Below are 12,973 nucleotides of genomic sequence, written 5' to 3'. Positions count from 1 at the left end.
ATACATCCAACAATGTATCACAAAGATAACACAAATCCTTACAGAAAACAACTTTTCTATTTGTTTCAGGCATGAAGGCAAATTCCGGAAAGAATACGTCCGCTTTTGATACCCAGACGGCGGGCGGAGAAGAATTCGTCGTGGTGCGTGTAGGTGCAGATTCCGGCGACTTCGATATTTGCGGCGGCAAGTCCGCAGTCCGATAGCTGCAAACGGTTGGCTTCCCAGAGGTCGATATGGGCTTTACCGGTCGAGGCATTCCGTTTCACGATACGTGACAGATCGAAACCAGCCTCCCGGAACGCTTCCACCACCTCCTCCCCTACTTCAAAGGCATCCTGACCGATAGAAGGTGCGATTCCGGCTTTCATCAAAAGCGGATCGGCATCATATTCCTTCATAAGAAAGCTGACTGTTTTAACCGCAATCTGCCGTACCGTTCCCCGCCAACCGGCATGAACGGCTGCTACGGCTTTTACATCGGGAGCATAAAGCAATACGGGAACACAATCGGCAGTCGAAACCGCGACGCAAACATCCGGCACATTGGTGGCCAAAGCATCTACGCCGTCCAGATAAATCCGCTGTTCATCCAAAGGAAGGGAGAGAAAGAAAGGTTCGATCGAGCGGACCTCCGCGCCATGTACCTGAAAAGGGGCAAAAATCCTTTCGGGAGGGATTCCGATAGCATCCGAAAGAAGCTTCCGGTTCATCCGGACGGCCTCTGGATCGTCTCCGCTATATTCGCCGGGATTAAAGGAAGCATACGCCCCTTCGCTCACACCGCCCCGACGGGTGGTTATAAAATGAGAGATGTTGCAATCCCCGCTTAACCCGGGAAATTGCAACATCTTTACTTTATCATTTTGAAGTATCTTCATCTTCGTCGTCCCAATCTCGTATTCTTCATATTCCTCATCGTCGTCCGGATCGTCCTCTTCAAGAGGAATAATGAAATCGTCATCATCCAGCGCAAGCGAACTGACATCGATATTCTTGTGTACGATACGCTCCACCTCATGGAAAGTCTCCTTGTTCAGTTCCTTCCACAGAAGGTCTTTCAACTCGACAATTCCCATTCCGGCAACCGAAGAAATAAAGACATGCGGAACGCCTTCCGGCAAATCTTCCGACAGGGCCTCGATCAGCTCTTCGTCCAGCATATCGCTTTTCGTGATTGCCAACACACGGCTCTTATCCTGCAAATCGGGGTTATACTTGACCAACTCGCCTAACAGGATTTCGTATTCCTTCTTGATATCGTCCGCATCGGCCGGCACCATGAACAGAAGCAGCGAGTTACGTTCGATATGGCGGAGGAAGCGCAATCCCAATCCTTTACCTTCGCTGGCCCCTTCGATAATACCGGGAATATCGGCCATCACGAACGAACGGTTGTCGCGATAGCTCACGATACCGAGGTTCGGTTCCAGCGTCGTAAACGGATAATTGGCGATTTTCGGTTTAGCCGCCGAAACCACCGACAGCAACGTAGACTTACCCGCGTTCGGGAAACCGACCAGACCGACATCGGCCAGCAACTTCAATTGCATGATCACCATCCGTTCCTGCGCCGGCTCACCGGGCTGCGAATAACGAGGCGCCTGATTGGTCGAAGTCTTAAAGTTCCAGTTACCCAAGCCGCCGCGACCGCCTTTCAACAGCATAACCTGCTGTCCGTCTTCGGTCACGTCACAGATAAACTCGCCCGTATCGGCATCATACACGACAGTTCCGCAAGGAACTTCGATCACACGGTCTTCGCCATCTTTCCCGAAACTGCGCTTGGCACCGCCTCCTTCACCGTTCGTCGCCATAATATGGCGTTCGTATTTCAGGTGCAGGAGCGTCCAGTAGTTCCGGTTCCCACGAAGATACACATGGCCTCCTCGCCCTCCATCGCCTCCGTCGGGACCTCCTTTCGGAATGTATTTCTCGCGGCGAAAGTGAGAAGACCCTCTACCGCCCTTACCTGAACGGCAATAGATCTTTACATAATCTACAAAGTTTGATTCAGCCATAAAAAATAATTATTTAATGTGCGAATATGCCAATGTGCCAATAATGATACTTAAATTGGCATATTGGCACATTGATCAATTTACAAATTATTCACTGCTTCTTTGATACGGCCGAAGATTTCTTCGACGGTACCCATACCTTCGATAGCAACATGTTTGCCTTCGCCAATATAGTAGTCAGCCAGAGGAGCGGTCTGTTTGTGATAAACATCCAGTCTTGACTTGATTGTTTCCAGGTTGTCGTCTGAACGCCCTGATACTTTACCGCGTTCCAGCAGACGTTTGATCAGTTCTTCTTCCTCAACCTGCAAGTTCAACATAACCGATACGTCCGTACCGCGCTTGTTCAACATTTCTTTCAGTGCCTTTGCCTGCGGGATCGTACGGGGGAAACCATCGAAGATAACACCTTTGGAGTTCTCTTTGCTGTCCAGAACTTTTGCCAGCATGTCGACGATCAGTTCATCCGGAACCAACTGTCCTTTTTCGATGTAATCCTTAGCAATCTTGCCCAGTTCAGTTTCGTTCTTCATTTCAGAACGCAAAACATCACCCGTAGAGATATGGTCTACGCCATATTCAGCAATAATCAATTCGCTCTGTGTTCCCTTTCCTGAACCGGGAGCACCAAAAATAACAATGTTCAACATAAAAAGTTTGCTTTTTAATTGACAATTAAGAATGAATAATTGTAATCACCCCCCTATTGCCACCCATTATACATTAATCTAATAACTTTCAATTTTCAACTCTCAACTTTCAATTATCTTATAGATGTTCCGGTAAGCCCTCCCCATCTCGTCATAATCCAGTCCGTAGCCGACAATAAAATCGCCCGGAATCCGGATACCGACATAATCGGGTTTCAAATCACACTTCAACGAATCGGGTTTGAAAAGCATCGTTGCCAGTTTTACATCGGCTGCACCGTCTTTACGGAGCTTGTCCATCACGTATTGCATCGTGAACCCGGTATCGATAATATCCTCAATCAGAATCAAAGTCCTCCCTTTTACATCAGCTTGCACGGGCATGATCTCACGGACAACGCCGGTCGTACTGGTCCCCTTATAGGAAGAATAGCGGGCAAAAGTAATCTCGTACGGTTCGTCCAACTGGCGCATCAGTTCGGCCGTAAACATAAAGGCTCCGTTCAGGATTCCCACAAACAACGGATTCGTACCTTTCACATCGGCCCGGATACGCTCCGCCACCTTTGCAATCGCTTCTTTTATCTCCGCTTCCGGGATAAAGAGTTCAAATTCTTTGTCTTTTAATCGGATCTTATCCATATTCCGTCTGATTTTCGAGGGGACAAATGTACAACTTTTTCGGGTAACTATTACTATTTTTGTACAGATTCGGAGAAGTTCATCCAAGCGGAGAACAACTAATTTGCAAAAAATAATGTTCCCCGGAAAATATATTTTCGTCCCGGTTGTCTGCATAGATAGAGAGCTCTCAGAAAGTAATAAATTAAAACACAGAAATAATACACACGACAAACAACAGGTCTTTCCTGGTTAAATTAAGCCTGAACCTGAATTACGGCAAACAATCCAGCAGCCGTAGAAAACAGATCAACAATATGGATACAGACTCCGGGATCATGCAAGGCGTAAAAAACTGAACAAACACAGGGGCAGGAAGAGGGGAGGCTTATTGTAAAAAACGGATTTTTCAGCATCAAAAAACATCTAAAACAAAACAAATGTTAATCCGTTTTTTTGACCTCAAAAAGGGACTTTTTCCTCTTTTTTGAGCGTTTTCCGCAATTATGACCGTCCTCTTTGCCATTACGACCGTGCTAATGTGTAGTGCACTCGGCACCTCGCGAAGATTAGGACGGTCGTAATGGAGATTTGAACGGTCGTAATTGGAAAGAGGACCGTTTTCAGGGCAAAAAAGCACCTGAATTTCCTTGGGATATTTGGGACGCCGTCCGTTTTATTTTCAAATATTCGATTCTCCGGGAGTTAAGCTTTATCACTTTGTCGGTGTTTCCTGTTTTCGATAATCAAATTGCACGCTTTTTAGAATGATCCCGGCACCTCATTCCGTCCGGTGTCAGCCGGAAGAGGTAAATCCGTGAAAAGAGTCAATCCAAAATCGATCAAGATTTCAGACGAAATAGAAAAACGGCTGAAAAGGGGGTTATTGTCTTTTCTTTAATTACAGGAGATTCTAAATTTGACAAATAAATGATGATTTAACAGGGTGTTTGCTCGTATTTATCGGACGCAGACAGGCGCAGATAATACAGAGAAACGCAGACTTATTTTCTTTTAAAACAATAAATGATCTGCGTTCGTCTGCGTTATCAGCGCCCGTCTGCGTCCAGTAATACAAACGTAGCGTCTTACCGATAGAACCCCTATGCCCTGAACCTCACTCCGCCACCGGGAACGAAGATATACGCAAACGGGCTGCTCCCATCGGGACCAGTGTTATTTCGTCCAGGCGGTCAGATTTAGGAGCGTTTTCGTAAGGTAAAACGCCGCACAGTCCGTATTCATCAACTTTCCATCCCGGTACTAAACGGCCCTGGGCTTTGAACTCCATCGGGACGGATGCCAAGGTGAACGGATTATTATCAGCCGGCCAGTTCTTGCGCTGCAATGTTATGGGAGACTTTACTTTCAAAGCATAATTCCACGCGCTTGCCGGATGAATCTCAAAAGTCGGCCAAGCGGAAGCATCGGCGCCTTCCTGCCATTTGGAATCCCACACAGCCGTTTCGGTACTCGGAACTTGCCTGTATTCTTCATCTATCTTTAACGAGAGCGTAAGCGGGCCGTAATTGACACTGACACTGTTCTTGTTCACCTGCCATTGGCGGACGGAATAGTCCATCGGAAGGTTCAACACAATTTCGTCACCATTATTCCACTCCCGTTCGATACGGGCGTAAGTCCCGGCTTCCAACGTTGCCTGTTGCGGCTTGCCATTAATCAGGATAGAAGCATTCTTACACCAGGAAGGTATGCGGAGATAGAACGGGAAAGAAATTGCTTTGGGTGTCCCGACCGTAAAACGTGTCATTTCTTCAAAAGGATAATTTGTCTGTTCATGCAACGTGATTTCCGTTCCGTCGCCCACCTTCACATTCGCTTTACAAGCGTTATAAAGAACGGCTGCCACTCCGTTATCCGGCGTTGCCAATACCAAATGTTCCATATAATAAGGCCAACCGAAGCCATGATTATGCTGGCAACAACGGCTGCTGAACGGGTTCATTGCCAGGAACGGTCCCCGATTGTCCAAACCCGGATGGTGGTTGCGTGAGTCGCTGACGACCATATTCGGACAAGTCAGATAGCGCAACGCCCGGTAATCCGGCATCAAAGCGGCAGGATAGCTGTTAAAAGCCACATCTTCGCAATTGTCAGCCCAATAAGGATCGCCGCTGATCAGGAGCATAATCTCGTCGGACGCCATCTGCTCCACAAAACCGCAAGTCTCCGTTCCCTGCCGGGGATCGAAGAAACCGATGCGGGCATTCTCGTCCGCTCCGAACATTCCACCCGGGACCTGTCCGAAAGCGCGGCGTATCAGGCTTTGCGCGTTATAGGTGGCATCCAGCATGGCCGAGTCTTTTGTAAACAGGAAATAAGTGGCCGGTTCGCGGAAACACTGGGCGATATTCACATTATGCCAGTTCGGAAGTTGCGTCGACTTCGTCCAGTCAGCCGTATTCCGGTGGATTTTATCGGCCAGCGAAAGAAGGGATTCGTCGCCCGTACGGTTGTACAGCCAGACCACGCTCCAAAGATTATCGCCTCCGCGACTGTTTTCCCAATAACTGGAAAGGAAAGCATCATCCGGAACCGTTTGCAGATAATGGCAATAATTTGCCATGAAATCGATCACCCGGTTATCATTCGTGTATTCAAAATAAGATTGCATGATCCAGAGGACAATCATGTTCGGCCAGAAATCCTGCTTGCCGTTATTCAGATGGACAGGGCCAAAGTTGCCGTCTTCACGCTGGCTTGCCAGGATGGCTTCTATCCAGAACTTTGTTTCCTTGAGCAGCGCCTCGTCTTTCAGCGCATAAGCCATATTTCCATAACCGCGCAGCCAGTAAGGCACTTCTTCCCAGCCCCATTCGCCTCCGTTCTTCAGCCAGGCATTGTCGCCTTTTTGTAACCAGGCGCTGATCTCTCCCAGATGGCCGCAGAGGCCGTTTTTCTGTAATTCGATCTGTTCCCGTATCCAGCCTTCGGGTTCGATGCTTCCGGCAGGCAGCTTGATAAATTGCTGTGGTTGCAAAGGTGACCGGTTACTTACATAATAGTCATTTCGAGATGTTGTGGACAGACGTTCCACCGTCTGTATCTCCTGCGTCTGCTCTCCGGCACACGACGCTAATAGAATTGAGAATAGTAAAATTGTCTTTTTCATGTCTAATCAGAATTATAGGACAAAGGAAAGTAATCCGACAGAAAGACAGGATAAGAAATCAATCAAAAACATTCACGAATCATGCAAAAGGGGGAGAGAATGAAGAAATAAATTTCATGCCCATGAAAATTGAATTACATGGGCATGAAATTTTAGATGGATGGGCATGGAAGATTATTTCCTTAACTGCCGTATTCCATAATACAGCAGGCGAAGCGCAATTGACAATCCATAAAAGCCGCAAGTGATAAGCAGCATCCATAAGGATTGTGTCCAAAGTTCGGACCAACTTGTACCGTATGCAATGATCGCAATGATGTTCATCAGATAAGCAAGCACGATACAAACACAGAAAACCTTAATTTCCGTTTTTTGTCTCTTTACAGTTAATAAGATGTCTTTCATAATCATGCAAAATTTAGATACGGTATTTTATATTCATCCGGGAAAGTAATCACCCGTCCTTCATCTATCGCCTGCAGGCCTAACAAGCCGAGCACAGAAGAATAATAGGCTTCTTCCACCAGGTTCGGGACCGGTTTCCCGGTAATGGCGGACTCACAGAAAGCGGTAACCAACTCGACGGAACCGTCACCTGCAGCGCCGACAGACGACTGTCCGCTGATTGAAGTCACCTTGTCCATAATCAGATGTCCCTTGTTGACCGACGCCGTTTCAGGCACCCAGCTCGGACCGGCAAACGAAACATTGTCGAACATCTTATGTTCGATCTGGTTGATCAGTTGCAGGATACCGGGAGCCGGTTCGGCATCTTCAAAATAATATTTGCCTTTTTCCGGTTCCATCGTTCCCTTGCTGCCTAAGATTTCTTCTTCGAGGCCATAGAACTTATTGGCGATCATCGATTCGTAGGTCATCTTCACGCCGTTCGGGTAATGATAGATCAGGTTGATGCTGTCGTAGACATCGCGGCCGTCTTTCCAATAGACGATATCGCCCATACCGGCCACTTTCTCAGGCAACATTTTCAACGCCCAGTTACCGACTTGCAACTGATGAGTCGCCAACTCGGTCACCAGACCGCATGAGTATTCTTTATATAAACGCCAGTTAATCTTACGCTCCAAATCGGGAGAAGGAACCGGACGGCGCCAGTCGTTATTACGGAACCAATAAGCCCGTATCGAGCCGATTTCGCCCAACAGACCGGCATGAATCATCTCCATCGCCTTCACATATTTAGGATCGTACAAACGTTGCTGGCCGATAAACATCACTTTTCCCGATTCCTTGAATACATTATACATATCCAAGCAATCCGCACAGGTCATCGCCATCGACTTTTCACAGAACGTATGCTTGCCTGCATGCAGGGAATCGATTGTGATATGCGCATGTTCGTATAACGGGGTAGCAATCATGACAGCCTGGACATCTTTGTCTTCCAGCAACTTCCGGTAATCATCATACGTCTTTGCTTTCGGATAAAGCGCGGAAGCCTCTTTCAGATGGGGAGGATAATTATCACATAAGGCAACCACATCGGCATAAGGGATTGTCTTCAAGTTATTCAGGTGGTATTGCCCACGTGAACCTGTACCGATAAAACCGATCCGCACTTTCTCCTTGGCGATCAGCGCTTTGTCGTCAGCACTGCAGGACTGCAACCAGGGAAATGCGGAAAGCAGCGCACCGCCTCCACCGATCATTCCCAGCTCCTTGAAGAAGTCCCGTCGGCTTAAATTGACTGAATTCTCATCATTTTTCATAACTTATATACATGTTTTTCATAAATATCAAATTGCGAGGCAATTTCCGGAATACGCTCCTCATCGGCAATCATAAAAGCGGTAGTCAATATTTCCGCCACCACCGGATCTTTCGCGACAACCGACACCATTTTCTTGTCTTCCACAAACGCCCCGGTATGCGGATTTACGATGTGGCGCGGATGTGAAGGCATGTTGCCCGATGTCGAAAGCGAACTGTCACACAGTTTCAGATCCGCCACCCTTTCTTTCGTGAACGGATTATCGAGCCCGACAGGCCAATATGCCCCGCACGGATGCGTGCCGACAGCCAGCACCGAGCTGTTTCCGAAATTCACAAGCGCTTTAGTGACCCTATTTTCTTCCAGTAACTCCCGTATTTTTGCAAGCGCATATCCTTTCCCGTACCCGCCAAGATCGATATGTAAAGATTCGGAGAAGAAAAAGATGCTTTTGTCTTCTTCCGTAAGCAATAACTGATCAAATCCTTGCAAGGTAATATCAAAATATCCCTCCGTCAATTCATAATAACGCTTGCAGTTCTGCAATATATCCCAAAGTTCTTCACCTACCGATACCGGATAATGCCCGGCTTCCCGATTGACAAACGACACCTCGCTTTCCGGATCAAAGCGGTTCAACATCTTATCCAACCGCCGGACCTCCGACTCGACCTTTTCCCAAACCGTGCCAAGCAGCGCGGAATCACTGCCGACCATCAGAATGTCAAACTGTGTTCCCATTACCGACGACATAGATCCATGAAAAAGCCCGGAAGCAGCATAGTAATTAGAATAAGACATAAGCCATTTGTTATTTTTTACACAGGTTCAAGAGGTGTGCGTACACACGTTGCAAATATAAGCCATTTGTTCGTTTTACAAAGGCAATGAAACAGTCTTTTTCTCAAAAGGTTTTCAAATTAGCGTTTATTTTTGTTTATGTGTCCGGCAAGCCTGCTTTCTGAAACTTACCGGAACTGTCTATTTCACCCGGACGGGTTACCGGGAAAATCAATTTTCTCTTTACTTTCAGAAGAAAATAACGTACCTCGTTGTTATATAAAAAAGATAGATTCTAAATACAATTTATATGAAAGGTTTAAATGGTTCGGTCCTGCGCTGCATATTTGCGATCGTAATGGGGCTTGTTTTGGTTCTTTGGCCGGAAGCGGCTGTCACTTATCTGGTTATTACAATCGGAATCTGTTTTATCATACCCGGGATATTCTCGCTCTTAAACTATTTCACCCGTGAGAAGGTGGAGGGCGAACCCAGTCCGATGTTTCCGATCGACGGCGCCGGCAGCATCCTGTTCGGAGCATGGTTAGTAATCATGCCGCAGTTTTTTGTCAGTATATTAATGTATATCCTGGGAGCTTTACTGGTTATTGCAGGGGCACAGCAGATATATTCGCTTGTTTCGGCCCGTAAATGGAGTATCGTGCCTTACGGCTTTTATATCATACCGGCATTGATCCTGATAACCGGTATTATGATTCTCGCCTATCCGTTCGGGGCGGCAGCCAACACATTCGTGATCTTCGGCGTTGCCTGCCTGATTTACGGAATATCCGAGTTGATCAACTGGTATAAATTCAGAAAAAGATAACAAATAAAAAGAATACCGTATGTCTCAGGACTTACGGTATTCCATCGGGGAAATCCCCATATGTTTCTTAAAGAACTTTCCAAAAGTGGACTGGTCGGAGAAATGAAGGACATCCGCAACCTGCTGGACAGTGGCCTGCGGGGCTTTCAACAGAATTTTAGCCTCGACGATCAGGCGTCGTCTATCCATTTATTGGCAGATTTGCCGGTCAATTCTTTCAGGATAAGCGAAAGATATTGCGGCGTGATAAACAGCTTCTCCGCATAAAAAGTGACCACATGCTGTTCTTTGCAATGCTCGAACAACAATTGCAGGAACTGTTCGAACAATTCCTCCTTGCGGGAAAGGGTCGGCCGGATCAGACGATCCTTTTTGCCTAACAGGATATTCGCCAGTTCCAACAGAAAGCCGATAAAGGCATTCTGTACCAATTCTTTCTGATAAAAATGCGTCCGTTCCTTCATCTTCTCCTGTATAACACCTATGCTTTCCTCCAATTTCTGAGTTTCTTCGGGTTCAAGCTCGGTACAAGGATTTTTGCGGACTTCCATATAGTTCGCAATCGAATGGTTCCGGTTGCCATAGCTGGTATTGCAGTCATCCAGAAATTCTTTGGAAGCAATCAGCAGGCGGCCTTTAAAATCCGGACTGATTTTATTAAGTTGAAGTGCATGCGTCGGCATGATCGTGATAAAAGTATTCGGATTAATCGTATAAGGCACATAATCCAGGCTGATCTCGAGCGTACCCTCAAAGGTCAGGACCATCAAAAGTGCATCCAGCCTCATCGGGGCATAACGTTCCGGGGCGTCGACATCCCCAAATTCAATGCTGCCGTCCAGATCCGCTACCGAAAATATATCCTGAAAACTATCACGGAATATGATGCTCTTATTTAGTTCCGCCAACTCTATCAAAGGAAGCTTTTCCATCTCTACATATTTACTAATCATACATTTGCAAAGATAAACATTTTTTCATTAAGCACAGTAAAGTTTCATTTTTTACCAATGAATAACGGTTTTTTAAGAATACATTTCCCCATATCTTTTCGTTTTCGACTAATTCCGTAACAGAATAAACCTTTTTAGTTTTCTAAATTAGACAGACCTTTGCAGCATCTGATCGCATTCAAAATAATCATTCAAATCAATGATTCTGAAAGAACAAATAATGTTAACGGCATTCGACTTATTTTCGGAGCATGGAATAAAGAATGTCAGCATGGACGACATTGAGCGTAGCACAAGTATGTCCAAGCGGACTCTTTATGAACTCTTTGAAGATAAGGAAACACTACTGATGCAATGTCTCAGCATGAGCTACAATAAGATGAGAGTCTAGATGAAACAACTTGAATCCGAACCGATAACAGCATTGGATGTCGTTATGCTCTTTTATGAAGAACTGATGAAGCGCCCCCGCTGGTTTAACAAGAAGTTTTATGACGACTTGAAACGTTATCCTAAAGCGATGCAAAAGACGGAAGAAGAAAAGTCCCGGTTTTTGAAAAAGTGCATCAAATTACTGTCAAGAGGTGCCAAAGAAGGGGTTTTCGAGCCAAATGTCAATTTCGAGATTGTAGCGTTATTGGCTAAAGAGCAGGCTAAAATGATCCGCCCGTCCGACGCCCTCTCGAATCATTCCGTTGCTGAAGTGTACAACACGATTCTGTTTGCCTTTCTGCGAGGAATATCCACGGAAAAAGGAATTGCTATTTTAGACCGTTATTTACAAAAACATATTCACAAACAATTAGACTGAACAGGTGATTTTATTTAAAATCAAATTTACTTTAAATGGAACAAATCTTAATTACTAAAAAGATGATGCGGATCGTACTGGTATCACTGTCCGCACTGGTCTTCATCCCTGTCAAAGCCCAGGACACGCTTGTCCTTGACATAGGGAAAGCCTTGGAGATTGCGCTGAGCGAGAATCCCACCGTAAAAGTGGCAGATAAGGAAATCCAAAAGAAAAAATATGCGCAAAAAGGTTCTTATGCCTCTTTATTTCCCCAAATCAGTTTCGCAGCCGACTACAACCGCACCCTGAAAAAGCAGGTGATGTATATGGACGGTTTCGATATGGGAAGCACGGAAATACCGGGGATGGAAGACATGCCGAGCATGGACGAAGGGATCGAAGTGGGGCGTGACAACAACTGGAGTCTCGGCTTCAACGCTTCTGTACCGCTTGTAAACGCAGCCCTGTGGAAAAGCTTGAGTATTTCGGCTGTCGACGTGGAAATGGCCATCGAGCAGGCACGTTCTTCCAAGATAGCGATGGTCAACCAGGTAAAGAAAAGCTATTACGGCGTACTTCTTGCTAATGACTCATACCGCGTATTCAAAGAAAGTTACGACAATGCAATGGAGAACTACCTGGACATCAAACAGAAATTCGACCAGGGAACAGTTGCCGAATACGACCTGATACGTGCAAACGTTACTGTGAAGAACAGCGAACCGAATATGCTGCAGGCTGAAAATGCATTGGTGCTTGCCAAATGGCAACTGAAAGCATTGCTGGGCATGGACCTGGACATAAACATCGAGTGCGAAGGACAACTGACCGATTTCAAATCGGACCTGTTCGGCGATTTCCTGTCGACAGACACGACATTGGCCGACAACACGGATTTAAGGCAAATGGACTTGCAGGCCAAACAGTTGGATAAGACGTTGACGATGCAAAAATTCGATTATCTGCCTACGCTTTCACTCACGGGGATGTACCAGTGGACAGCGATGAACAATGATTTCAAGTTTAAGAACTATCTGTGGAATCCTTATTCGATGATCGGCGTTTCCCTTTCGATTCCGATCTTTTCCGGCGGGAGCAAGTTCTACAAAATCAAACAGACGAGAAACTCTATCGAACAGCTCAACCTCCAGCGGGAAGATACGCAGCGGAACCTGCAACTTGCCATCAAGCAATATGTGGACAACATGAACACTTGTGTCAAACGGTTCGACGCTTCGCAAAAGGGAGTGGAACAGGCCGAACGGGGTTACATGATTTCACAAAAGCGCTATGATACGGGAGCCGGGACGCTGCTTGAAATGAATGATTCGGAGCTGGCGCTGACGCAGGCCAAACTAAATTTCAATCAAGCTATTTACGATTATATGGTCGCAAAAGCAGACCTGGAAAAAGTATTGGGCCAACAAGAGTTTTAAGAAACAGAAATACATACAGAATAAT

At 46.1% G+C, this 12,973-nt stretch carries 11 protein-coding genes and 2 pseudogenes; 3 read left to right on the top strand and 10 right to left on the bottom strand.

The features are described 5' to 3' along the window. Nucleotides 1-65: 65 nt before the first annotated feature. From pgeF to DW083_RS10040, 8 genes and pseudogenes are all read right to left on the bottom strand, one after another. Complete coding sequence (pgeF, locus tag DW083_RS22735; protein WP_233552144.1) at nucleotides 66-851, bottom strand: peptidoglycan editing factor PgeF; 786 nt, start codon at nucleotides 849-851, stop codon at nucleotides 66-68. A gap of 10 nt (nucleotides 852-861) precedes the next feature. Continuing rightward, nucleotides 862-2,021: pseudogene (gene obgE, locus DW083_RS22730) on the bottom strand (GTPase ObgE). Nucleotides 2,022-2,101: 80 nt separating this feature from the next. After that, nucleotides 2,102-2,671, bottom strand: coding sequence for an adenylate kinase (locus DW083_RS10070; RefSeq protein WP_122332292.1), 570 nt, complete (start codon nucleotides 2,669-2,671; stop codon nucleotides 2,102-2,104). Between the two features lie 102 nt (nucleotides 2,672-2,773). Continuing rightward, complete coding sequence (gene hpt, locus DW083_RS10065; RefSeq protein ID WP_122332291.1) at nucleotides 2,774-3,313, bottom strand: hypoxanthine phosphoribosyltransferase; 540 nt, start codon at nucleotides 3,311-3,313, stop codon at nucleotides 2,774-2,776. Nucleotides 3,314-4,409: 1,096 nt separating this feature from the next. Then, nucleotides 4,410-6,425, bottom strand: a complete 2,016-nt coding sequence (locus DW083_RS10055) for a beta-L-arabinofuranosidase domain-containing protein (RefSeq protein WP_122332289.1) — start codon at nucleotides 6,423-6,425, stop codon at nucleotides 4,410-4,412. 174 nt (nucleotides 6,426-6,599) lie between these two features. After that, nucleotides 6,600-6,830, bottom strand: coding sequence for a hypothetical protein (locus tag DW083_RS10050; protein WP_122332324.1), 231 nt, complete (start codon nucleotides 6,828-6,830; stop codon nucleotides 6,600-6,602). 2 nt (nucleotides 6,831-6,832) lie between these two features. Then, nucleotides 6,833-8,155: a Gfo/Idh/MocA family protein gene (locus DW083_RS10045; protein ID WP_115498185.1), complete on the bottom strand. Its 1,323-nt coding sequence runs from the start codon at nucleotides 8,153-8,155 to the stop codon at nucleotides 6,833-6,835. Beyond that, nucleotides 8,152-8,898 carry an FAD:protein FMN transferase gene (locus DW083_RS10040; protein WP_233552116.1) on the bottom strand — a complete coding sequence of 249 codons (747 nt, stop codon included), beginning with the start codon at nucleotides 8,896-8,898 and terminating at the stop codon, nucleotides 8,152-8,154. Before DW083_RS10040 ends, DW083_RS10045 begins: the two co-directional genes overlap by 4 nt. A gap of 349 nt (nucleotides 8,899-9,247) precedes the next feature. Between DW083_RS10040 and DW083_RS10035 the strand changes: the two genes are divergently transcribed. Continuing rightward, the gene (locus DW083_RS10035; RefSeq protein WP_115498183.1) at nucleotides 9,248-9,766 is read left to right on the top strand and encodes an HdeD family acid-resistance protein; all 519 of its coding nucleotides are present in this window, start codon (nucleotides 9,248-9,250) and stop codon (nucleotides 9,764-9,766) included. A 24-nt stretch (nucleotides 9,767-9,790) separates the two neighbouring features. On the opposite strand, the gene DW083_RS22725 is transcribed toward DW083_RS10035, so the two are convergent. After that, entirely contained in the window at nucleotides 9,791-9,955 is a 165-nt protein-coding gene (locus DW083_RS22725; RefSeq protein WP_233552114.1) for a helix-turn-helix domain-containing protein, read from the bottom strand. Further along, the gene (locus DW083_RS10030; protein ID WP_233552113.1) at nucleotides 9,937-10,719 is read right to left on the bottom strand and encodes an AraC family transcriptional regulator; all 783 of its coding nucleotides are present in this window, start codon (nucleotides 10,717-10,719) and stop codon (nucleotides 9,937-9,939) included. Before DW083_RS10030 ends, DW083_RS22725 begins: the two co-directional genes overlap by 19 nt. A 199-nt stretch (nucleotides 10,720-10,918) precedes the next feature. On the opposite strand from DW083_RS10030, the pseudogene DW083_RS10025 reads away from it, so the two are divergent. After that, nucleotides 10,919-11,530: pseudogene (locus DW083_RS10025) on the top strand (TetR/AcrR family transcriptional regulator). A 35-nt stretch (nucleotides 11,531-11,565) separates the two neighbouring features. Then, complete coding sequence (locus tag DW083_RS10020) at nucleotides 11,566-12,948, top strand: TolC family protein (protein ID WP_122332287.1); 1,383 nt, start codon at nucleotides 11,566-11,568, stop codon at nucleotides 12,946-12,948. Nucleotides 12,949-12,973: the final 25 nt, after the last annotated feature.

It is taken from the genome of Parabacteroides sp. AF48-14 (assembly GCF_003477465.1).
GTDB lineage: Bacteria > Bacteroidota > Bacteroidia > Bacteroidales > Tannerellaceae > Parabacteroides > Parabacteroides acidifaciens.
This window is presented reverse-complemented; position numbering and strand designations above follow the sequence as displayed.